At 46.3% G+C, this 21,813-nt stretch carries 20 protein-coding genes, 2 tRNA genes, 2 rRNA genes and 1 riboswitch; of the genes, 19 read left to right on the forward strand and 5 right to left on the reverse strand.

The window, feature by feature from the left end; translation table 11 throughout:
- The 12 genes from VIC_RS02250 to thiH form a co-directional block, all read left to right on the forward strand.
- Positions 1-328: ribosomal RNA gene (locus VIC_RS02250) — 23S ribosomal RNA — on the forward strand; the annotation flags it as partial.
- 92 nt (positions 329-420) lie between these two features.
- Positions 421-536: ribosomal RNA gene (rrf, locus tag VIC_RS02255) — 5S ribosomal RNA — on the forward strand.
- A gap of 31 nt (positions 537-567) precedes the next feature.
- A tRNA-Asp gene (locus VIC_RS02260) sits at positions 568-644 on the forward strand.
- A 60-nt stretch (positions 645-704) separates the two neighbouring features.
- Positions 705-781: transfer RNA gene (locus VIC_RS02265), tRNA-Trp, on the forward strand.
- Positions 782-1,143: 362 nt separating this feature from the next.
- The gene (locus VIC_RS02270; RefSeq protein ID WP_006957530.1) at positions 1,144-2,526 is read left to right on the forward strand and encodes a multicopper oxidase family protein; all 1,383 of its coding nucleotides are present in this window, start codon (positions 1,144-1,146) and stop codon (positions 2,524-2,526) included.
- A gap of 110 nt (positions 2,527-2,636) precedes the next feature.
- A complete protein-coding gene (gene crcB, locus VIC_RS02275) occupies positions 2,637-3,020 on the forward strand; it encodes a fluoride efflux transporter CrcB (RefSeq protein WP_006957531.1) in 384 nt (127 codons plus the stop codon).
- Positions 3,021-3,088: 68 nt separating this feature from the next.
- A riboswitch (TPP riboswitch) is annotated at positions 3,089-3,187 on the forward strand.
- 171 nt (positions 3,188-3,358) lie between these two features.
- The gene (gene thiC, locus VIC_RS02280; protein ID WP_006957532.1) at positions 3,359-5,299 is read left to right on the forward strand and encodes a phosphomethylpyrimidine synthase ThiC; all 1,941 of its coding nucleotides are present in this window, start codon (positions 3,359-3,361) and stop codon (positions 5,297-5,299) included.
- Complete coding sequence (locus tag VIC_RS02285) at positions 5,299-6,570, forward strand: thiamine phosphate synthase (RefSeq protein WP_006957533.1); 1,272 nt, start codon at positions 5,299-5,301, stop codon at positions 6,568-6,570. The genes thiC and VIC_RS02285 overlap by 1 nt, the downstream gene beginning before the upstream one ends.
- On the forward strand, positions 6,564-7,319 hold the full coding sequence (locus VIC_RS02290) for a HesA/MoeB/ThiF family protein (RefSeq protein WP_006957534.1): 756 nt from the start codon (positions 6,564-6,566) through the stop codon (positions 7,317-7,319). The genes VIC_RS02285 and VIC_RS02290 overlap by 7 nt, the downstream gene beginning before the upstream one ends.
- A 31-nt stretch (positions 7,320-7,350) precedes the next feature.
- The gene (thiS, locus tag VIC_RS02295; protein WP_006957535.1) at positions 7,351-7,560 is read left to right on the forward strand and encodes a sulfur carrier protein ThiS; all 210 of its coding nucleotides are present in this window, start codon (positions 7,351-7,353) and stop codon (positions 7,558-7,560) included.
- Positions 7,561-7,565: 5 nt separating this feature from the next.
- Positions 7,566-8,333, forward strand: coding sequence for a thiazole synthase (locus VIC_RS02300; RefSeq protein WP_006957536.1), 768 nt, complete (start codon positions 7,566-7,568; stop codon positions 8,331-8,333).
- Between the two features lie 18 nt (positions 8,334-8,351).
- On the forward strand, positions 8,352-9,464 hold the full coding sequence (thiH, locus tag VIC_RS02305) for a 2-iminoacetate synthase ThiH (protein WP_006957537.1): 1,113 nt from the start codon (positions 8,352-8,354) through the stop codon (positions 9,462-9,464).
- A gap of 69 nt (positions 9,465-9,533) precedes the next feature.
- On the opposite strand, the gene VIC_RS02310 is transcribed toward thiH, so the two are convergent.
- Together VIC_RS02310 and VIC_RS02315 are read right to left on the reverse strand one after the other, a co-directional pair.
- Entirely contained in the window at positions 9,534-11,324 is a 1,791-nt protein-coding gene (locus tag VIC_RS02310; protein ID WP_006957538.1) for an aminopeptidase P family protein, read from the reverse strand.
- A gap of 89 nt (positions 11,325-11,413) precedes the next feature.
- Entirely contained in the window at positions 11,414-12,355 is a 942-nt protein-coding gene (locus tag VIC_RS02315; RefSeq protein ID WP_006957539.1) for a LysR family transcriptional regulator, read from the reverse strand.
- A gap of 109 nt (positions 12,356-12,464) precedes the next feature.
- Here VIC_RS02315 and VIC_RS02320 point away from each other — a divergent pair, with 109 nt between their 5' ends.
- Together VIC_RS02320 and tsrA are read left to right on the forward strand one after the other, a co-directional pair.
- A complete protein-coding gene (locus VIC_RS02320) occupies positions 12,465-13,658 on the forward strand; it encodes a multidrug effflux MFS transporter (RefSeq protein ID WP_006957540.1) in 1,194 nt (397 codons plus the stop codon).
- An 85-nt stretch (positions 13,659-13,743) separates the two neighbouring features.
- Positions 13,744-14,028 (forward strand): H-NS-like global regulator TsrA, encoded by a 285-nt coding sequence (gene tsrA, locus VIC_RS02325; RefSeq protein WP_006957541.1) that lies wholly within the window; start codon positions 13,744-13,746, stop codon positions 14,026-14,028.
- A 43-nt stretch (positions 14,029-14,071) separates the two neighbouring features.
- On the opposite strand, the gene asnC is transcribed toward tsrA, so the two are convergent.
- Positions 14,072-14,536, reverse strand: coding sequence for a transcriptional regulator AsnC (asnC, locus tag VIC_RS02330; protein ID WP_006957542.1), 465 nt, complete (start codon positions 14,534-14,536; stop codon positions 14,072-14,074).
- A 94-nt stretch (positions 14,537-14,630) separates the two neighbouring features.
- Between asnC and VIC_RS02335 the strand changes: the two genes are divergently transcribed.
- The 3 genes from VIC_RS02335 (at position 14,631) to VIC_RS02345 (ending at position 19,276) form a co-directional block, all read left to right on the forward strand.
- Positions 14,631-17,777: an EAL domain-containing protein gene (locus VIC_RS02335; RefSeq protein ID WP_006957543.1), complete on the forward strand. Its 3,147-nt coding sequence runs from the start codon at positions 14,631-14,633 to the stop codon at positions 17,775-17,777.
- Positions 17,778-17,831: 54 nt separating this feature from the next.
- Positions 17,832-18,611 (forward strand): class I SAM-dependent methyltransferase, encoded by a 780-nt coding sequence (locus tag VIC_RS02340; RefSeq protein ID WP_006957544.1) that lies wholly within the window; start codon positions 17,832-17,834, stop codon positions 18,609-18,611.
- Between the two features lie 101 nt (positions 18,612-18,712).
- The gene (locus VIC_RS02345) at positions 18,713-19,276 is read left to right on the forward strand and encodes a hypothetical protein (RefSeq protein ID WP_006957545.1); all 564 of its coding nucleotides are present in this window, start codon (positions 18,713-18,715) and stop codon (positions 19,274-19,276) included.
- A gap of 36 nt (positions 19,277-19,312) precedes the next feature.
- On the opposite strand, the gene VIC_RS02350 is transcribed toward VIC_RS02345, so the two are convergent.
- On the reverse strand, positions 19,313-20,194 hold the full coding sequence (locus tag VIC_RS02350; protein WP_006957546.1) for a carboxylate/amino acid/amine transporter: 882 nt from the start codon (positions 20,192-20,194) through the stop codon (positions 19,313-19,315).
- Positions 20,195-20,250: 56 nt separating this feature from the next.
- Positions 20,251-20,676 (reverse strand): universal stress protein UspA, encoded by a 426-nt coding sequence (uspA, locus tag VIC_RS02355; RefSeq protein WP_006957547.1) that lies wholly within the window; start codon positions 20,674-20,676, stop codon positions 20,251-20,253.
- A 154-nt stretch (positions 20,677-20,830) separates the two neighbouring features.
- Here uspA and ftnA point away from each other — a divergent pair, with 154 nt between their 5' ends.
- Positions 20,831-21,358: a non-heme ferritin gene (gene ftnA, locus VIC_RS02360; protein ID WP_006957548.1), complete on the forward strand. Its 528-nt coding sequence runs from the start codon at positions 20,831-20,833 to the stop codon at positions 21,356-21,358.
- A 74-nt stretch (positions 21,359-21,432) separates the two neighbouring features.
- Positions 21,433-21,756 (forward strand): universal stress protein UspB, encoded by a 324-nt coding sequence (gene uspB, locus VIC_RS02365; protein ID WP_006957549.1) that lies wholly within the window; start codon positions 21,433-21,435, stop codon positions 21,754-21,756.
- Positions 21,757-21,813 lie beyond the last annotated feature (57 nt).

The following is a 21,813-nucleotide window of genomic DNA, read 5'->3' on the forward strand; positions in this document are numbered from 1 at the left end:
GCTGGGTTTAGAACGTCGTGAGACAGTTCGGTCCCTACTCTGCCGTGGGCGTTGGAAGATTGAAGGGGGCTGCTCCTAGTACGAGAGGACCGGAGTGGACGAACCTCTGGTGTTCGGGTTGTCATGCCAATGGCATTGCCCGGTAGCTAAGTTCGGAATCGATAACCGCTGAAAGCATCTAAGCGGGAAGCGAGCCCTGAGATGAGTCTTCCCTGACTCCTTGAGAGTCCTAAAGGGTTGTTCGAGACTAGAACGTTGATAGGCAGGGTGTGTAAGCGTTGTGAGGCGTTGAGCTAACCTGTACTAATTGCCCGTGAGGCTTAACCATACAACACCCAAAGGGTTTTGATAGACTCAAAGCAAGAACTTTGAATGTGTAAATACAGAACTTAAAAACAGCTTTCCGAATTAAAGAATTTGCTTGGCGACCATAGCGTTGTGGACCCACCTGATTCCATGCCGAACTCAGAAGTGAAACGCAATAGCGCCGATGGTAGTGTGGGGCTTCCCCATGTGAGAGTAGGACATCGCCAGGCTTTAAATTTAGACTTTAAGTCTAACCAGTGCGGAGCGGTAGTTCAGTTGGTTAGAATACCGGCCTGTCACGCCGGGGGTCGCGGGTTCGAGTCCCGTCCGCTCCGCCACTTATTTAGAAACCTCGCTATGGCGAGGTTTTTTCGAATCTACAATTTGAAAGATTCTACAGGGGTGTAGCTCCAATTGGCAGAGCAGCGGATTCCAAATCCGCGTGTTGGGAGTTCGAATCTCTCCACCCCTGCCATCTTCAAGGCTCTAGTCGAAAGACTAGAGCCTTTTTAATTTCACTGTTTACTTACTTCCCTCATTACTAAAGCAATACATGTTAGTGGCGTCTATTTTCTAGAGCATATGAACGGTCACCTCATATCGACTGCGAGTCCCAGCTGCAAGAGCGGAACCTCTGTCCCTATATTCCAGCTAATTGCTTAGGTAGGATAGGCTAGTATTTTCTTAGACTGAGTAGCAATGAAGGATATATTTCTTAAGCCAACTCGAAATTATCATTCCCAATTCACTGGTTTTACCAAAACTTGCTCTCTTGTTGAGAATTATTACTAATAGTTTGTTACATTTTGCTGATGCATCACTAAAAGTTATCAGAATATGGAAATTTCTCGTCGTCGCTTCCTGCAATCCTCACTCGCCATTTCGGCACTCAGTGTTTTACCTGCTTGCTCAGTCAATCGTTCAACCGATCCTCAGGGCCGTTATATCTACGATATTACGGCTGAACCTGCTACGGCAGAATTGGTGCCTGGCTATGAAACCCAAGTGCTTGGATTCAATGGGCAGATTCCCGCCCCTACGATTCGTTGTCGTCAGGGTGAGCCCGTCATCATAAGATTCACTAATATGCTATCAGAGCCGACTACTATCCATTGGCATGGCCTGAGAATTCCGATTGAAATGGATGGCGTCCCATTCCTTAGCCAGCCTCCTATCATGCCAGGTGAGACCTTCAGCTATGAATTTACACCACCTGATGCCGGCACATTCTGGTACCACCCACATATGAACAGTGTTAAGCAGCTTGGAATGGGGTTAGTTGGGCTGATCATTGTTGAAGAAAGCCAGCCCGTTATCTTCGAAGAGGAACATGAGTTGATGCTTAAACACTGGCACCTAGACAAGCAAGGCCAGTGGAAAGACTTAATGATCCCGCGTATGAGTGCGCGAATGGGTACTCCAGGGGAGTGGAGTAGTGTGAACGGTGTGCATGAGCCGATTTACCAATTGAAGGCCAGAGCGACCACACGGTTGCGAATCGCGAACGTCGACAATACCATTACTTACCCGATTGCAGTGGAAGGTGCTGAGGCATGGGTCATCGCTATCGATGGTAACCCTGTTAAAACGCCCTATAAGCTATCTCAGCATAAAATTGGCCCAGGAATGAGGGTTGATATAGGTCTTATCGCTCCTCAAGCTGGTGAGCGTGTCTATGTTCGTCAAATGAAGGGGCGTTTCCCATTTCCTCTGTGTGAATTCGAAGTTGTCGAATCTTCTTTACCTGAGTCTCAAGCGTTGCCCGAATTACCATTGAACCCAGTGCCGCAGCTTGATTTGGCTAATGCTGAGGAAATTGACTTTGTTTTTGAGTGGGAAGGAGCTGTTACTCCAACGAGTAAAGATGGCAAAGCTATGCCTAAATTCTGGCTAACCAACAAGCGAGCGTGGGAAGGAATGAGTAAAGATAATATCCCGGCTCCGTTGGCGACGCTCGAGTACGGTAAAACTTATATATTTGATTTAAAGAACGTTACCCAATATCACCACCCGATTCATATTCACGGTCATACATTCACAGTTCTAGAAATGGACGGTAAAAAGATTGCAGAACCGTTCCATACCGATACCGTACTGCTAGGTAAAAACGGTAGAGCCAAAGCGGCGTTTGTTGCAGATAACCCAGGACGCTGGATGTATCACTGCCACGTGATTGAACACATGAAAACCGGACTAATGGGTTACATCGAAGTAAAGTGACTCCTGTAACTTTTTAAATCTCAAAATTAATTTGAGACAATGTGTTGCGATTTTGATTCGAAAATAGCCTTATTCCAGATACAATACGGCAGAATTTGACAGGAGGAACCATGGGACAACTTTCTATACTTGGATTTATCGCATTAGGTGGTGCTTTTGGTGCATGCTCGCGATACTTGGTTTCAGAATTGTGTGTGGTATTGCTCGGGCGAGGTTTCCCCTATGGTACGCTGACGGTCAACGTTGTGGGTTCATTTATTATGGGCTTGTTGATTGCCGCATTTGAAAATGAAATGTTGGCCACCGAACCATGGCGTCAGATCATCGGCCTAGGCTTCCTTGGCGCGCTGACTACCTTCTCAACCTTTTCAATGGATAATGTACTTCTTATGCAGCAAGGTGCATTTTTCAAGATGGGGCTAAATGTACTGCTCAATGTTGTCTTGAGCATATCGGCGGCTTGGATAGGGTTTCAAATTCTGATCAAAAGCTAATACTTGATAAAATTGTTCTAAAAATAGACAACTCGGCTTGGTTTCACCAGGCCGTTTTTATATACTGATTTTACTTGTCGGAGTGCCATAAGGCTGAGACCGTTAATTCGGGATCCGTTGAACCTGATCAGGCTAACACCTGCGAAGGGAACAAGAGACGATACCTACACCAGAATTCTCTCTGGGTGCATCTATCAAATAGTCGAAGTTGTTTCGGTGATCATTAGTTAACACTCTAGTCGCATCACCTGTATTTTGACTCCTCTTGTCGCATCTATCCGCCAAGCATTTTTATCCAAAATCTTTTTATCTAGAATAACAAAGCAAGGAAAAATGCTATGTCGAGTCGCAAGCAAGCGAGACTGGAAGCAAAACAGTTCATTGATTCTCTTTCGGTACAACCGTACCCAAATTCGCACAAAGTATATGTAGAGGGTTCACGCCCCGATATTCGTGTCCCGATGCGCGAAATATCTCTCGCAGATAGCTTAATTGGGGGTACCAAAGACTCTCCAGTTTTCGAGCCAAATGAGCCAGTACGCGTCTATGATACTTCAGGCGTCTATACCGACCCTACTCATACAATAGACCTGTACAGCGGTTTACCTAAGCTGAGAGAGGAGTGGATAGAAGAGCGCAGCGATACAGAAGTACTCGATGATGTCAGCTCTGTGTACACCAAACAGAGACTGGAAGATGAAACGCTCGATGAGCTTCGATATGGCAATCTGCCACGCATCCGTCGTGCGAAAGATGGCCAATGTGTTACTCAGCTGCACTATGCACGCAAAGGCATTATAACACCTGAGATGGAGTATATTGCGTTACGCGAAAATATGGGCCGCGCAAAGTATCGCGATCAGGTTCTTAATCAGCAGCATCCAGGGCAAAGTTTTGGTGCCAATCTTCCCGATGAAATCAGCGCCGAATTCGTGCGAAAAGAAGTCGCCGAAGGTCGCGCCATTATCCCCTCAAACATCAATCACCCAGAATCTGAGCCTATGATCATTGGCCGTAACTTTCTTGTGAAGGTAAATGCCAACATTGGTAATTCCTCTGTGACCTCATCCATTGAGGAAGAAGTTGAAAAGCTGGTTTGGTCGACACGTTGGGGTGGCGATACAGTGATGGACCTGTCTACTGGTCGTAACATTCACGAGACTCGCGAATGGATTCTGCGTAATAGCCCTGTCCCAATTGGTACAGTACCTATGTATCAGGCATTGGAGAAAGTGAACGGCATTGCCGAAAATCTCAATTGGGAGGTAATGCGTGACACCTTAATTGAGCAAGCGGAGCAGGGCGTGGATTACTTTACCATCCATGCAGGCTTACTCCTTCGCTATGTACCTATGACAGCCAAACGTGTGACAGGCATTGTCTCACGCGGTGGCTCTATCATTGCTAAATGGTGTCTTGCTCATCATCAGGAAAGCTTCCTCTATACCAACTTCCGCGAGATTTGTGAAATCTGTGCTAAATACGATGTGGCGTTATCGCTTGGTGATGGCCTGCGTCCTGGCTCTGTAGCTGATGCAAATGATGAAGCCCAGTTTGCAGAATTACGCACCCTTGGAGAACTTACAAAGATCGCGTGGGAGTATGATGTTCAGGTGATCATTGAAGGCCCAGGGCATGTGCCAATGCATATGATTAAAGAGAACATGGAAGAGCAGCTAGAGCATTGCCATGAAGCCCCTTTCTATACGCTCGGCCCTCTAACCACAGATATTGCTCCTGGCTATGACCACATTACCTCAGGTATTGGTGCGGCGATGATCGGTTGGTACGGGTGTGCGATGCTGTGTTATGTGACCCCAAAAGAACACTTAGGTTTGCCTAATAAAGAAGATGTAAAAACTGGACTGATTACCTATAAACTTGCCGCGCACGCTGCCGACTTAGCTAAAGGGCACCCTGGGGCACAAGTGCGCGACAATGCACTGTCAAAAGCACGATTTGAGTTCCGTTGGGAAGACCAGTTTAACCTTGCGCTCGATCCTGATACCGCCCGTGCTTTCCATGATGAAACCCTGCCCCAAGAATCCGGTAAGGTTGCCCATTTCTGCTCTATGTGTGGTCCAAAATTCTGCTCAATGAAGATCTCACAAGAAGTGCGTGAATACGCCAAAGATACCGAGCAAGTAGCAGCGGACCAAGCGATCAGTGTCAAAATGTTGGATGATCCACTTGAAGGAATGCGTCAGAAATCGAAGGAGTTTCGTGACACAGGCTCAGAGCTCTACCATCCCGCTGCTACGGCTGTAACGGAGGAGTAATGGCAACGATCCTTATTCCTACAGCGTTGGCTGACGTCAAACCTGAAATTGAGCAATGCTTACAGCTGGCCAAGGAAAAAGGCTTCGAGATAGAAAACATTGAGCTGGGCGTCAGCCCAGCTCAAACAGTTCATATATCTCATGGCTCAGAATGGACAAAGCTGGCTACAGATTTAGTTGAGTCCGGCGTGGTGGGCGATGAACGTACGTTCTTTATCGAGTATTACTCTGGTATCACTATCGAGCCATCTAGGCCCATAATAGCTTCATCTCACGTTTACATTAATGTCTTGGATGTAAATCAGGTTCTAGATATTTGGCTAGACCCTAGTCGTGAGCAAATATGTGCGTTAGCGAGTTCAGTCAATCAATCAGAGCTTGATCGTAAACGTCACTTTGCATGGGTTGTCACCCTAATCAGCTTGGCGTTTACGTTTGAAGATGCTCTTACACTTGCACGAGCCATGGCGAATGTTTCACGTGAAACATGGGCAGAGAACATTATCGATTTTCCATCCCCTGTTCTCGAAGATCACCGACTAGGGATTAGCGCTGGCTGGATTAAATCAGGTAACCAATTGGCATTTCCCACCGTATCTAAATGTGATTTAGGGTTGTACCCAGTTGTTGATAACGTTGAATGGGTCAAGACGCTTTTAGAGAGTGGTGTCAAAACCGTTCAGTTAAGAATTAAGGATCCACTGTCAGATGATTTGGAGCAACAAATTGAAGATGCAGTTGTACTTGGTCGCAGATATGACGCTCAGGTCTTTATCAACGATCATTGGCGTCTAGCAATTAAGCATCAAGCTTATGGTGTTCATCTAGGCCAAGAGGATATTGAGGAAAGCAACTTAGCTGAATTAGCTAAATCCAGTTTGCGTTTAGGGTTATCGACCCATGGTTATTATGAGTTGCTTCGAGTGGCACAGACCAATCCAAGCTATCTCGCTTTGGGGCACATATTTCCTACCCAGACGAAACAAATCGCAACCAACCCTCAAGGGCTAGTGAAACTTGCTCTCTATCAAAAGCTGGTCAATACCATGCCTTATCTAAATTCAACAGGCGTACCTACTGTTGCGATTGGTGGTATCACGCAATCCAATGCGCATCTAGTTTGGAACTGTGGCGTTACTAGTTTGGCGTTGGTGAGCGCTATCACTCAAGCACCTTTGCTGGAACAAGCTGTTGAATTCTTTACTCGGTTAACTACCGATGAGCGGCAAAATATTAGTAATGATGTTTCGAATGAGGTATCGGCATGCTAAGCGACCGAGATTTCTTACGTTATCAAAGGCAGATTTCACTGCCGGAAATTGGCGAATGCGGGCAGGAAAAGATTACTCAATCGCATGTTTTGATTATTGGCTGCGGTGGATTAGGTAGTGCAGCGAGTCTGTATTTAGCTGCAGCTGGAGTGGGCCGAATGGTGCTGGTCGACGATGATGATGTTGATACTAGTAATCTGCAACGTCAAATTGTCTATCGCGAGAACAATCTCGATAAAGCAAAAACTGAGGCTATGCGCCAACAGTTAAACCAGCTTAACTCTGGTGTGCAAATACGCACCATCGGAAAGCGGCTATCAGCATCTCAATTAGCGCTAGAAGTGATGTTAGCGGATGTGGTGTTGGATTGTACCGACAATATTCAAACGCGTCAGTTGATCAACTTAGTCTGCTACCAACAGAGTAAGCCGCTTGTTTCTGCTGCCGCTATTGGTTGGCAAGGACAATTTGCTGTATTCGATTATTCATCGAGCAAAGAGTCAGGATGTTATCGCTGTCTCTACCCCTTTGATGAGCTAAGTCAGCCGAGCAAATGCAGTGAAAATGGGATCTTAGGTCCTGTCGTAGGCACCTTAGGCAACTATCAAGCATTAGCGACATTACAGAAATTGGCATTAGGGCATTTTGATTTTCCTGTTGGCCAATTGCACTTATTCAACGGACTAAAACTTAACTGGCAAGTGATGACGATTGCGCGCGACCAGCAGTGTTCGGTGTGCAGTCAATGACAACCAAATTACATAATCAAGAAGTGAAGCAATGAGCGAGATACACATAATCATCAACGAACAGTCTCAGCGTATCAGCGCAGGCGCGAGCCTAGAAAACATCATTCAGCAGTTTTCACTGCCTGAAGTCGGATGCGTGTTTGCTATTAACAATACCGTTGTGCCACGTAGTGATTGGCCAACCACTTGCCTGAATGAAGGCGATGCGATTTCACTTTTTCAAGCCATTGCTGGAGGGTAACAACGATGCTTAAGATTGCAGACAGAGAATTCAAGTCACGACTGTTTACGGGCACTGGAAAGTTTGCCAACAAATTTCTAATGGAACAGGCGATTAAGGCGTCGGGCTCACAATTGGCCACCATGGCGTTGAAGCGTGTTGATATATACGATCAACAAGATGACATTCTTCAGCCTTTAATTGAAGCAGGAGTGCATTTATTGCCTAACACTTCAGGGGCGAAAAATGCCAAAGACGCAGTATTTGCTGCGCATTTAGCAAGAGAGGCTCTGGGTACCAATTGGCTCAAACTCGAGATTCATCCAGACCCTAAGTATCTAATGCCTGATCCGATAGAAACTTTAGCGGCAGCAGAGCAACTGGTCAAAGATGGATTTACGGTACTGCCTTACTGTCATGCAGATCCTGTTTTGTGTAAGCGATTGGAAGAGGTGGGATGTGCAGCAGTAATGCCTTTAGGAGCTCCAATTGGCTCAAATAAGGGCATAGCATCGCATGATTTTCTTGAGATCATTATTGACCAAGCTAACGTTCCCGTTGTCGTCGATGCTGGTATTGGCGCGCCTTCTCATGCTGCGCGTGCGATGGAAATGGGTGCAGACGCCGTATTGGTCAATACTGCGATTGCAGCAGCTGCCGACCCGGTTGCGATGGCGACTGCATTTAAAATGGCCGTTGAATCTGGGCGAATGGCGTATGAGGCCGGTTTAGCTGGCCAGGTATCTCACGCGGTAGCATCAAGTCCGTTGACGTCTTTTCTCGATGAACTGTAGTTAAAGTAGGTATTGAGAATGACTTTCGTTGATCAATTCAAAAAGCTGAATTGGGATGACATTTCGATGTCAATTTATGCCAAGACAGCTAAGGATGTTGAGCGAGCGCTAGCGAAACCCAAACGAGATCTAGAAGATTTCAAGGCGCTACTTTCACCAGCAGCTGAACCTTACTTGGAACAAATGGCGCAGCTATCATACGCGTTAACTAGAAAGCGATTTGGCAATACGCTTTCATTGTACATTCCTCTGTACTTATCAAACCTGTGTGCGAATGCTTGTACCTATTGTGGTTTTTCAATGGAGAATCGTATTAAACGCCGAACATTGAATAAGGATGAAATAGAAGCCGAGGTTGAAGCAATTAAACGCATGAAGTTTGATAGCGTGCTTCTAGTCACTGGTGAGCATGAAACTAAAGTCGGGATGAAATATTTCCGCGAGATGTTGCCCATCATTAAAGAAAAATTTAATTACTTAGCGATGGAAGTGCAGCCGCTCGATCAAGACCAGTATGCAGAGCTCAAAACATTAGGTCTCGATGCTGTCATGGTGTATCAGGAAACTTATCACCCTTCGACGTATGCGGAACATCATCTGCGTGGCAACAAAACGGATTTTGAGTATCGCTTAGAAACACCGGATCGATTAGCAAAAGCAGGTATTGATAAGATTGGAATTGGTGCACTTATAGGGCTAGAAGAGTGGAGGACTGACTGCTTTTATGTTGCAACCCATCTCGATTATCTTGAACGTACCTATTGGCAAACACGTTACTCGATCTCTTTCCCTCGTCTAAGACCTTGTGAGGGAGCGCTTCAACCTAAGTCGGTGATGACAGACAAGCAACTAGTCCAGTTGATTTGTGCGTTTCGCTTACTAAACCCTGAAGTGGAACTTTCGTTGTCTACTCGCGAGTCACCTGAATTTAGAGACAATGTATTACCCCTTGGTGTGACATCAATGTCTGCCGCGTCGAAGACTCAACCCGGTGGTTATGCAAATGATGAAGCTGAATTAGAACAGTTTGAGATAAGTGATGAAAGAAGTGCGAGCTCGGTAGAGGCGATGATTCGAGCAAAAGGGTTTGACCCGGTTTGGAAAGACTGGCATTCAGCATACTCAGGCTGATATGTTTCACGTGAAACATCAAAGAAAGCTCTCCATAGGAGAGCTTTTTTATTTCTAGAAAAATAGCGATCAGCTATGCGCTATTGGCTGAGTGGCTGTTTCCAACCAGGCTTTGACATCGCCTTCTACTAATGGGCTGATATCGTTCCAAACTTTCTGGTGATATTCATTTACCCAATTCAACTCTGGCTTAGTCAACATGTCGACATTGATGTTTCTAGTATCAATAGGACAACGAGTCAGGGACTCGAAGCAAAGGACTGGGAAGTCACCATTAGTTTTTGTTTCTACGACCAGCTCAAGGTTTTCGATACGAATACCAAAAGCATCAGCGCGGTAATAGCCCGGCTCGTTTGAAAGCACCATGCCTTCTACTAAAGGAACATCGATCTGTCGTTTCGATATACTGGCGGGGCCTTCATGGACGTTTAGGAAGTGGCCAACACCGTGGCCAGTGCCGTGGTCATAATCAAATCCCTCGGCCCACAAATGTTGGCGCGCTAGTGTATCAATCTGATAACCACGTGTACCTTTCGGGAAACGGGCGCGAGCAACACCAATATGGCCTTTCAGTGCAAGCGTGAACTGCTTAATCATTTCGTCGCTTGGTTGACCGATAGCAATAGTTCGGGTGATATCGGTAGTGCCATCGAGATACTGACCGCCAGAGTCGACTAGATAAAGTGTATTGAGTTCTAGCTTACCAGGCTCAGGTTGATTCTCATGATTATAGTGACACATGGCTGCGTTACCGCCTGCTGCGGAAATAGTATCAAAGCTAAGATCCATCAAGGTTGGATCTTGCCTGCGGAATGATTCCAGCTTGTCTGACAAAGTAGCTTCATCATGCAGTCTTTCATTTGCTACTTCATCATCTAGCCAACACAAAAACTGACTCATCGCTACGCCATCACGAATATGACATGCTTTCATACCAGCAATTTCAACAGCGTTTTTCGCTGCTTTTGGCATAAGACATGGATCGGCAGCACTTACAACGCTAGCACCACTGTTCTGAAGTACTAACTTAAACCATGCGTTGCTTGTTGTTGGATCGACTAAGACACTTTTTCCTGACAAAGCTTCGAGGCGCGTTTGTAGGGCTTCTGGGTGATGCACACTTACGCCTTCACCTACGTGCTGAGCGAAACCTTCAGGTAAGCGAGTAGGGTCTAGGAAATATTCCAAAGTTGAATCGGCATGGAGAATGACATGTGATAACAAAACAGGAAGACGAGATACATCTAAACCGCGCATGTTAAGTAGCCAACAGACGGAATCCAAAGCGGTTATTACCGCACTATCGGCGCCTGCCTGAGCAACTAACTGGGCAATCTCTTTTCGCTTAGACTCGCATGATTGCCCCACGGCTTCTGTCGCCATCAGACGTACGTCTGAAACGACGGGAGCAGGGCGGTCATGCCATAGTTCGTCGATAGGGTTACTAGCAAGTACTTTTAGTTCCAGTGAACCTGAAAGCTTTGATTGTGCCATCGTTAGCCAAGCGGAATTGTGCATTCTTGGGTCTATCGCGACCGTTTGGCCCTGAGAAAGCTGGCCTCTCAACCAATCCAAAGCAGGTTCTTCGATCAAGTGACGATACTCGAATAGATCGGCTGGCACTTCTTTAGTCACCTGAACGGTGTAGCGGCCATCGACAAACATCGCTGCTTTGTCTTGTGTAATTACTGCTGCACCCGCAGAACCAGTAAAGCCCGTCAACCAGTGCAAGCGTTCGTTATGAGCGGGCACATATTCGCCTAAGTACTCATCTTCATGTGGGATGAGCAACGCATCAATATTGTGCTGAACCAGCCATTCACGAATGGCCGCCAAACGTTGTTCAGTATTGGTAAGCATCTATTAATCCTTTATCATTTATTCACGCGTCCTTTCTAAAAAGCGGACGATGTGGCAATAAGCTACTCCTTTTACCGTCAGCCTGCAAATCATCTCAATGCTGTGGTTTTGTCTTTAATTATTCGACGTAACCAAGACAACGCAGGATCATTTTCTCTGTCTCTATGCCAGAACAAGGTGTAGGCCATCGGAGGGAATTCCAGTGGTAGAGGCAATACGGTGAGGCCTAGTTGTTTGGACGATAATTTCACGAAATGACTAGGCGCTGTGAAGATGAAATCGGTATAGGAACAGAGGCTGGCTGCGCTATTAAAGTCTGGTACTGTGATGGCAATATCACGCTCTTTACCTATGTCAGCCAGCCTGTAATCCAATAACCAGCGATCATTACCATCACAGCGAACCTGAACATGCCTTTGCTCAAGATAAGTATCAAGATTCCAGCTACCCGAGAGAATCGGGTGGTTGTGGCGTAACAGGCACATTTGATTGTCGCGATAGATTTCCTGCTCACAGATGTCGTTGGGCGGTAACATAGTCAATTTAGCATCATTGATATCAATGTCCTTCCCCGTGATACCAAGGTCAATTTCGCCACGTTGAATCTGCTTAAAGGTTTGGTCTGCCCACGAATGTGTGCTGATGGTGACGCCCGGGGCCCGCTTAAAAATCTCCGGCAAGAAATGGGGCAGGATTAACGGATAAACACTTTCTACAGCGGCAATTTGGAACTTGTGATCACTCGAGTCTGGTGCGAATTGCTCGGGCTGAGTGATTTGTTCCAAATGGTTAATTAGGCTATCCAGTTTGGGTTTTAGGAACAGTGTTTTCGGTGTCGGTTTTAGCCCATGAGCGTGGCGAATAAACAGCGGGTCTTCAAACTGTATGCGTAACTTGGCGAGGCTTTTACTGACCGCCGACTGGCTTAAACACAATCGATGTGCGGCGCGAGTAACATTAAGTTCTTCAGCAAGCACTTTGAGGCAAACTAAAAGATTGAGGTCGAGACGGGCGAGTTTTTCTATATGCACATGAAATTCCTTAGGGGAATATCTTTAATGATAAAGTGTCATTGGATGTCATATCTAGACTAGCTTACACTGCAAACAATTTCATCAATTCTTGGCGGGAGTCTTCTTCGTGCAAACTGCTTATCAACAAAATCACGGTAAAATGCAAATGGTGTTGCTCACCTTGTTGGTGCTATTCAGCCCCTTGGCAATTGATATCTATCTGCCTGCTTTACCTCAGATTTCTCAGGCGTTTCACGTGGAACACGCACTTGCACAAGATACGATTACATGGTTTTTGTTCGCTATGGGTGTCGGTCAACTATTTGCCGGTCCATTGGCAGACAAAGTAGGACGTCGAACTGTTGCATTGGGTGGTATTAGTATCTACGCATTGAGTGCCTTATTGGCGTGGGGTGCTCAAAACATTGAATGGATGCTAGCTGCTAGGCTGCTGCAAGGCTTAGGTGCGTGCGCGACATCGGTAGCAGCCTTTGCAACAGTTCGCGATATTTTTGGGCCGCAGAAAAGTGGCAAGATGATCAGCTATCTGAATGGTGCAATTTGCTTTATTCCTGCACTGGCGCCTATCTTGGGCAGCTGGCTTACACAGCAATTCGGTTGGCGCTCAAACTTCTCGTTTATGGCAGGCTTTGCCATGGTGGCTTTGGTTGCGATGTTCATCGGAATGAAAGAAACCAATCCTGCACCGAGCAAAGAACCAGTTTTTCGTCCTAGTCGTTATATGACGGTGCTCAAAACACCTTCGTTCATCTTTCATGCTTCGCTGTGTATGCTCGCGATGGCCGTGATTCTTGCTTACGTAACATCAGCGCCAGTGGTGTTGATGGAGAACCTGGGTCTGAGCATGAACGAGTTTACTCTGTGGTTTGGTATCAACGCCGTGATTAACATTGCGGCTTGTATGACCGCGCCTAAATTTATGGATAAGTATGGTACGCATAAAACACTAGTTGTAGGAATCATGACCCTTGGCCTAGGTGGCGTTGTGATGTTGGTGATGGCACAGCAGCAATCGGCACTGGCCTTCATGTTGCCAATCTTTTTGTCTTCAGTCGGTTTCGCATGGGTGCTAGGTGCAGCTGCTGGTAAGGCATTGGCTCCGTTTGGTGACAAAGCGGGCACGGCTGCGGCGTTATTGGGTCTTTTCCAGATGAGCGGCTCAGGGCTGGTCGTAGGTACAGTGCAGCGTTTAGGTATGGAGCCTCAGGTGATGATCGCTGTGCAAATGTTTATCATCGTACCGGGTATTTTTGTACTGATGAGTAAAGCTGGTAAAAAATGGCATGCGGCAATTGCGTAAGTTTTGTCTAATTGCTTTGAACGACTAAAAAAACATTGTATATTTGACCTTCACTTCTAATAACTATTGTGGATGCTAAACCTCGATGTCGATGACAACTTACGAAATGGCTCGTGTACTGGAGCAACTGGAAGATGCTCCGGAAAAAGTTATGTTTGGAAAACTATTAAACGAGCTGGGTAACCAAAGTGGTGAGCGCATTCGTAGTGCGGCGAAACAAGTCCCACTTCATATGTTGCGTGACATCGTTTACCAGTTTCAGCAAGTCGTTGAAGATCGCAAAGGGGAAGAAATTGCCTCGATTGCTAAAACCATTGCCGAGCAGGGCATCTCAGCTGAAGAGCTTAAGAAGTACCTGGAATCAAAATAATAGAAAGGCCCACATCATGCGGGCCTTTTTATTGGATAATTTATTACGGATTAACGTTTCGATTGATTGGGTTTTGTAAGGAGATAAGAGTCTCAGTCGATTGCACTTCATCAATCGCCTGAAGCTTATCAATTAGCACAAACTGTAGTTCTTCAATCGAGCGGCACATCAGCTTAACGAAAATATTGTATGCACCTGTGGTGTAATAGGCCTCAACCACTTCTTCTAATGCGTTGAGCTTTTCTAGAGCGGAGTGATAGTCACGCGCGGCATTGAGGTTAATACCGATAAAGCAGCACACGTCATAGCCCAGCTTTTTAGTATCGACGATCACTTCTGTTCCCTGAATAATGTCCGCGGCTTTCATCTTTTCAATTCGCACATGAATCGTGGCCGGGCTGACTTCAAACTGCTTAGCCATTTCAGCATAAGGCGTTCGGGCATCTTCCATCAGAGTTTTTAAAATGGCACGGTCGAGGTCGTCGAGCTTGGTGTTGTGAGCTTGCATCTTCATCTCTACTTAACGCTATGTCTTTAGTTCAAAATATCAACAACAGTGATACTATTAAACTAATCGCTAACTTTATCTGAGAGCTATTTTAGTGCGCTTTTGTCTGATTCTTCTAGCTGTATTTTTAACAAGCCTTTCTCATGCACACGCTAAAGATAAAGATGTATTGATTGTTCACTCCTACCATCCGGGCTTTTTCTGGACCGACGCCTTCCAATATGGTCTGGAAGATATTTTACGTGGAGAAAGCATCACGACACGAGTGGTGTACCTTGATTCAAAGCGACTACAGAACCCTGCCTACCTAGAGCAACTCTACAAGCTCTACCAAACCAAATTATCTCAGGAAACCTTCTCTGCCATTGTTGTCAGTGACAATAATGCACTTAACCTGATGCAGCGTTTAGCGCCGGAAATTGGTGAGACACCAGTGATATTTGGCGGTATCAATAACTACAACCCGCAGATGCATTCTCAGCTCAGAGCGACAGGCGTGGTAGAAGATATTGATATCTACAGTAATGTCACGCTCATTGAACGTGTTCAACCAGAGGTGGAGACAATATACATTTTAAGCGATCACTCGGTGACAGGTGAGGCTGTCAGGCGCCAGGTCGAGCAATTTCTGACGCTCAATACCGAGTATCAAACTATGGTTGAACAATTGGTTCCGGAAACGTACCAACAACTGATCGAATTTACTTCTTCATTAGACAAATCCAGTGCTGTTTTGTTTTGGGTTTATTACCGAGACAAGAACGGGCGCGTTGCGACAGAAGATGAATGGGAGCAGCTCAATCAAGAGTCTAAATCGCCGATTTATATGGTACATGATCTAGGACTAGGTCATGGAGCGGTTGGCGGGGTAATTTTGAGTGGCAGAACACAAGGCCAGCAAGCCGCCCAGCAATTATTGAAAGTGCTGAATTCCACCTCGAAAACTCTACCTAAAGTGGAGGCGGGCATTCCGGAAATTAAACTTGATTATCAGGCAGTAGTGAGATGGGGATTAGGCATTGAAGGCGAAGCAATATCCACTTTATTTAACAAGCCTCAACCTTTCACAGTGCGGTTTCAAAAGGAACTTCGAGCGGTTGCCAGTCTGGTCGTGCTCTTATCCGTCATCATTGTGGTTTTGGTTTACTACCTGAGCCGAATGAAAAAAAGCGAGACCCTAGCCAAGGAAAGCCAGACATTAATCGAAATGGTCTTTGATCAGAGCTATCACTTTATCGGCTTGCTAGACGCTCAGGGACGGACTGTTTCAAGCAACAGTAAGCTCCAGGAATTGTTTTACCATCAGGACTTCAGTGTTGATCGGCCTATCTGGCAGCATCAGCATTGGGAAGATCAAGCAGCCCAGCAGTTGAAAAGCTACTTTAACACCGATAAATCAGAGCAAAACACTCAGTTTGAAGCCGAAATCTGGCACTCAGAACAAGGTTCAATTGTACTGGAAATCTCGCTTAAGCCTTTACCTAAGACTGGGCAGGGGGCTGATTTTCTGCTCGAAGCACGAGATATTACCTCAAGGAAAATTACCGAAGCGCGGCTGTACCAAAGGGAAGCGAATCTAAGCCATTACTACGACCAGCAACCTGTAATGATGATCACCTTAGATGACCACAACTGTATTCAGCAGGTTAATCACTTTGCTGAACAGCTGCTCGGCTATACCTCGAACCAAGTACTGGGCCACTCGTTGGGTGAATTCTATTTTCATCAAGATGCAGTCACCCCAAGGCAAGTTCTGTTGCAACCTAAGCAAGCGATGCGCGGCGTGTGGCGACGTGAAATTGAATATCGTCACGCGGACGGAAGAGCAGTCTGGGTTCGCGAGAACATTCGCCCGTTGGTTGAGTCTGGGCATTTGCTGATTGTTGGTGAGGATATTACCGAGACTAAGAAGCTGGCAGAGCAGTTGGAATATCAGGCTCGTCACGATTTGCTGACAGGAACGTTTAACCGAAATCATTTTGAAATGGAGCTGGCAAAATCGTTACTGGAAGTAGAAAGCTACACCCGGACTCACGCTATGCTGTACTTGGACCTCGACCAGCTTAAAGTGCTCAATGATACTGCGGGCCATGAGGCAGGAGATACCGCTATCCAGTTCTGTGCCAGCATGCTGGAAGAGGTGCTGCCTTATAACGCTATTTTGGCGCGTATGGGTGGTGATGAGTTTGCAGTACTACTCAAAGACTGCACTGAGCGTGATGCTAAAAACGTTGCCAATACGATTGTCATGACACTCAGTGAGCAACCTTTTGTCTGGGATGACATCCGTCTCAATATGACGTGCTCGATTGGTATCCGTTTGATTGACCATACCGCTGACTCTCCACAAATGGTTCATGCTCAGGCGGATACGGCTTGTCATGCCGCCAAAGAGGAAGGGCGTAACCGCTACAACCTTTACTGTCAGGATGATGCTGATCTGCAACGACGTGAGCAGGAAATGGAATGTGTCAGCTTAGTGCACAATGCGTTGGCGAATGATCGGATTGAATTGTTTGCCCAGCAGATTCTGGCTTTGAGCCAAGACGATGCGCCGATGCATTTCGAGATCCTCATCCGTATTCGCAATGCCGAAGGGGAATACATTTCTCCGGGTATCTTTATGCCAGCGTCAGAACGCTACAATATCGCACAGTTGCTGGATAAGCAGGTGGTGACTCAAACCCTAGATTGGCTGGCTGCCAATCCTGAGGCGTTGGCGAATCTTGGTATGTGTTCGATTAACCTCTCCGGCCACTCGATGGGTAATAAGGAGTTTATTGCTTTCCTACTGGATACGCTTCAGCACAGCCCTGTACCGTGTGAAAAAATCTGTCTTGAAATTACTGAAACAGCCGCGATGAGTAACATGAATCAAGCGATAGAGCTGTTCTCTCAGTTTAAGCGGTTGGGCTGCAAAATTGCATTGGATGACTTTGGTTCAGGCCTCTCTTCGTTTGGTTACCTGAAGAAACTGCCAGTAGACATCGTGAAAATCGATGGCTTGTTTGTTCGCGATATCGACGTTAATGAAGTCGACCACCTAATGGTGCGTTCGATCAATGATTTAGCTAAGCAGATGGGCAAACAAACCGTTGCCGAATTCGTTGAGAATACCCGCATCATTGATCTTCTGGTGGAGCTGGGTGTGGATTACGCCCAAGGTTATGTGATTGGCAAACCCAAACCACTTGAAGAGCTGGTCGATGAGCTGCTGACTGACAAGCGTAGTGTCGGATAGCAAAATCCATTACACTGGCGCCCGAGAAATTTGACCACCCCTATGGAGCCTATCGTGCAGCTACAACTCATTAGTGAAGATCCGAACCGAAATGAGCAACTGAATCAGTTGGCTCAACGCTGGGGGCTCTCACACGATGAACAAAGCGCTTTTGCTTTGGTTCTGACTGCGGAACGCTTAGAGCTGCGTAAAGTCGATGAGCCTAAGTTGGGCGCTATCTTCGTCGACCTAGCGGGTGGTGCAGTGGCTCACAGGCGCAAATTTGGTGGCGGAAAAGGGCAGGCGATTGCAAAAGCCGCTGGTTTGAACAAAGGCGTGACTCCCACTGTGCTCGACGGTACGGCGGGGTTGGGGCGTGATGCGTTTGTACTAGCCTCACTTGGGTGTAAAGTGCAGATGGTGGAACGTCACCCTGTTGTGGCTGCGCTGTTAGATGATGGCCTTGAACGTGCGAAGCAGGACCCAGAAATCGGAGACTGGGTCAGCGAGCGGATGTCTCTGCTGCATGCTTCTAGCCATAACGCCCTAGAATCTCTCGCCAGCGACGCGGAGTTTACTAAGCCTGATGTGGTTTACTTAGACCCTATGTACCCGCACCCAGAAGGCAAAAAGAAGAGCGCATTAGTCAAAAAAGAAATGCGAGTGTTTCAGTCTCTGGTCGGGGCTGATCTGGATGCTGATAAGCTGTTAGAACCTGCGTTAGCCCTTGCGAGCAAAAGGGTGGTGGTTAAGAGACCTGACTATGCCGAATGGCTGGATGGGCAAAAGCCCGCGATGGCTATTGAGACGAAAAAAAATCGTTTTGACGTTTATGTGAATGCATCAATGACTTAGCACTCAATTGCGTTTTACAGCGTTATTTAGTGCTTGCTTAATCGTCACCATGCAGGTATATCATACTAAGAATTATTCGTATTCTTAGCTGGAGTGGTAGCATGGCTAAACGACTTTGTAAGATGAATCGCAAGCAAATTGCCGATGGATTAAATGAAATCCATCGTTTGGTGGTCGCACCTAAGTTTGTCTGTCGTTCTTGTGCTCGCTCTTCAGCAGAGAAAACCTCTTTGTGCAAACCTGCCGCCATTCCTCCTCAGCAGTGCCAGAACAAACCTATAGAGCAACAACGTGCCTGTGGTTTGTTAGCGGAAGCTTTACCACCTCAAGAGACTCAAGTGCCTCGTCTTTCTGAAGAGAAGTCTCAAGCAGTGCGCCGCGTGGTGGAGCGGGTTAAAGAGAAAGCACAGCCTAAGGTGCCTACAGAAGCCAAAACCACTGCTGACGAGCTGACGTTGGACTTGTCCGATAAGAAAGCGATTAAGAAGGCTAAGAAAGCACTTAAGAAACATTACAAGCAGCAGAAGAAGCTATTGAAGCTGGCTAAGAAGCAACACAAACTGCAAAAGCACGAGGCTAAAATTAAGGCACGTCTCAGTCAAAACCCTGCCTTGAACCTGCCACCAGAAATGTTCGAACCGGCATCGACACCCAATATGCATTGATAAAAAAACGCTCTCCAACTGGAGAGCGTTTTTTTGTTAGCTTGCGGCTTGATAACCTTGGGCGACTTTACGTTTGACCCAGGTTTCGTTAATCCACAACGACAGCATGATGATCGCACCGCCAATCGCTAGGCGGGTTAGGTCAACGTCTCGATTCCAAATCACTATGTTGACGATAAGCCCAGCAGGAACCAGCGCGTTGTTCATCACCGCTAGCGCGCCAGCGTTCACCATGGTCGCCCCTTTGTTCCAGGCAAAGTAGCCGAAACCTGAAGCGATCAGACCTAGATAAATCAGAATGCCCCATTGCGTGCTGGTGGTTGGCATCTTATCGATATTGCCCATCAACGCAAACGCCACTAAGGCAACACACAGAGCACCTAAGTAGAAATAACCAAAGATTGTATGCTGGGGTAAATCAACCGGTTGCTTCTCCATCAGGTATTTGTAACCCACCTGACCGATGGCAAAACATACGTTAGCACCTTGCACAACAAGGAAACCGATCAGGAAGTTCTCATTGATACCTGCAAATTTAATAAAGGCTGCGCCCGCCACCGCTATAGCGGCAGTTACTAGGTACCAAGGTGAGAATCGACCTTTGAGTAAATCGTAAATCAAGGTGACGTAGATAGGTGTGAATACGGTGAACAGTAGAACTTCCGGTACAGAGAGTAAAAGAAAAGACTGGTAGTAGAAGCAATACATTAAACCAAGCTGGAAACCGCCTACGGTCATCAGCTTAATGATTAGCGATTTATCGATCCCTTTGAATTTAAGGAATGGAATAAACACCAAACTGGCGAGCGCAACGCGCATCAGCACAGAGAACCAAGAATCGACCTGACCAGCGAGGTAAACGCCAATCAGGCTAAACGAGAACGCCCACAATAGGGTGACTGCAGATAGATAACCCATAATTAATACTCATTATCAACAACTGTTCTGCAGTCTATACGAAAACTCTGCCGTGATCAGTCTTTAAGTGGCACGACCAACATGTCGACCGGAGAGCAATTGATCAGCTGTCGGGTGGAAGACAGCAGTTTGCTCCAGAAATCCTGATGGTGACCACAGACCACCATATCGATATTGAACTCTTTGATGGTATCGCACAGCTCATTACCCAAATCACCGCTACCTACGAGCGTATGTTTGATCGGATAATTTGCATGCTCTGCAAAGCTCTGTAGTTGCTGTTGTGAGGCTTCAATCGCCTGGTGTTGAGTCTCGGCCAGATTGATATCAATCAGCCCGGTATACAGTTCGGCGTAATTGACATCGATGTGAATGAAAGAGACATCGGCCTGAAGAGGTTTGGCGAGAGCCACCGCTTTGTCGACCAAAACCTTACTGTCTTCAGATAGGTCAACGGCAACCAAAATATGCTGATAACTCATAGTGCTATCTCCTTTAGGTGTCTAATTACAGGTTAGCATTAAGGTTAGAATATTTTTGCCGCAGTGATCTCAGATCCACATTCATTCGTCAAAGTGTTATGGTTGGCTAATGATATAGTTCATTGAAGTTCATCGAGTTAATTAGGAGTGATAAATGCTTTCACAGGCAATGGTTGATCAATTGAATGAGCAAATTAATCTCGAATTTTTCTCATCCAATCTATACTTACAAATGAGTGCTTGGTGTGAAGACAATGGTTTCGAAGGTGCTGCTGAGTTTTTACGTACACACGCCGTAGAAGAAATGGAGCATATGCAGCGACTATTCACTTATGTGAGCGAGACTGGCGCGATGCCAATTCTGGGTGCGATCGATGCACCAAAACATGAGTTTGGCAGCCTAGGCGATGTTTTCCGTGAAACCTACGAGCATGAGCAGATGATTACTCAGAAAATCAACACGCTGGCTCACGTAGCGTTTACATCCCAAGATTACTCTACTTTCAACTTCTTGCAGTGGTACGTCGCTGAGCAGCACGAGGAAGAGAAGTTGTTTAAAGGGATTTTAGACAAGCTAGAGTTGGTTGGTGAAGACGGCAAGGCGCTGTTCTTTATTGACAAAGACCTAGCGGCTCTAGCGAAAGAAGGTTCATCTTCTATCATGGATGCCCCTGCTGAATAAACTTCAGCGAAAGACTCTCTAAGCAGATCGTCTTTTTCTTCTGGGCTTCAGGTAGAAGGTGTAGGGAGGAAAAGATGATCAATGCTGATACCATTCTATTCACGCTTATGTTGGTAACTCTGGTGAACATGGCCAGATACTTGACTGCACTGCGTTCTCTCATCTACATCATGCGTGAAGCGCACCCGCTGCTCTATCAGCAAGTCGATGGAAACGGCTTCTTTACCACTCATGGTAATGTCACTAAACAAGTGCGTCTGTTTCATTATCTGAAGAGCAAAGAGTACCACCATCACCATGATGAAGTGTTTACCGGCAAATGCGAACGGGTCAGAGAACTCTTTATTCTATCTACGTCACTACTCGGGGTAACTTTACTTGCGGCATTCATCTTATAACAGGTGATTTGGCAAGCGTTCCATTTGTGGTTAGAATAGCGCCGAAACTGGCTAAGG

Source organism: Vibrio coralliilyticus ATCC BAA-450, assembly GCF_000176135.1.
GTDB lineage: Bacteria > Pseudomonadota > Gammaproteobacteria > Enterobacterales > Vibrionaceae > Vibrio > Vibrio coralliilyticus.

Coding starts and splice junctions, on each gene's coding strand:
- VIC_RS02270 (WP_006957530.1), top strand. CDS start 1,144: ATGGAAATTTCTCGTCGTCGCTTCCTGCAATCCTCACTCGCCATTTCG.
- crcB (WP_006957531.1), top strand. CDS start 2,637: ATGGGACAACTTTCTATACTTGGATTTATCGCATTAGGTGGTGCTTTT.
- thiC (WP_006957532.1), top strand. CDS start 3,359: ATGTCGAGTCGCAAGCAAGCGAGACTGGAAGCAAAACAGTTCATTGAT.
- VIC_RS02285 (WP_006957533.1), top strand. CDS start 5,299: ATGGCAACGATCCTTATTCCTACAGCGTTGGCTGACGTCAAACCTGAA.
- VIC_RS02290 (WP_006957534.1), top strand. CDS start 6,564: ATGCTAAGCGACCGAGATTTCTTACGTTATCAAAGGCAGATTTCACTG.
- thiS (WP_006957535.1), top strand. CDS start 7,351: ATGAGCGAGATACACATAATCATCAACGAACAGTCTCAGCGTATCAGC.
- VIC_RS02300 (WP_006957536.1), top strand. CDS start 7,566: ATGCTTAAGATTGCAGACAGAGAATTCAAGTCACGACTGTTTACGGGC.
- thiH (WP_006957537.1), top strand. CDS start 8,352: ATGACTTTCGTTGATCAATTCAAAAAGCTGAATTGGGATGACATTTCG.
- VIC_RS02310 (WP_006957538.1), bottom strand. CDS start 11,324: ATGCTTACCAATACTGAACAACGTTTGGCGGCCATTCGTGAATGGCTG.
- tsrA (WP_006957541.1), top strand. CDS start 13,744: ATGTCGATGACAACTTACGAAATGGCTCGTGTACTGGAGCAACTGGAA.
- asnC (WP_006957542.1), bottom strand. CDS start 14,536: ATGCAAGCTCACAACACCAAGCTCGACGACCTCGACCGTGCCATTTTA.
- VIC_RS02345 (WP_006957545.1), top strand. CDS start 18,713: ATGGCTAAACGACTTTGTAAGATGAATCGCAAGCAAATTGCCGATGGA.
- VIC_RS02350 (WP_006957546.1), bottom strand. CDS start 20,194: ATGGGTTATCTATCTGCAGTCACCCTATTGTGGGCGTTCTCGTTTAGC.
- uspA (WP_006957547.1), bottom strand. CDS start 20,676: ATGAGTTATCAGCATATTTTGGTTGCCGTTGACCTATCTGAAGACAGT.
- ftnA (WP_006957548.1), top strand. CDS start 20,831: ATGCTTTCACAGGCAATGGTTGATCAATTGAATGAGCAAATTAATCTC.
- uspB (WP_006957549.1), top strand. CDS start 21,433: ATGATCAATGCTGATACCATTCTATTCACGCTTATGTTGGTAACTCTG.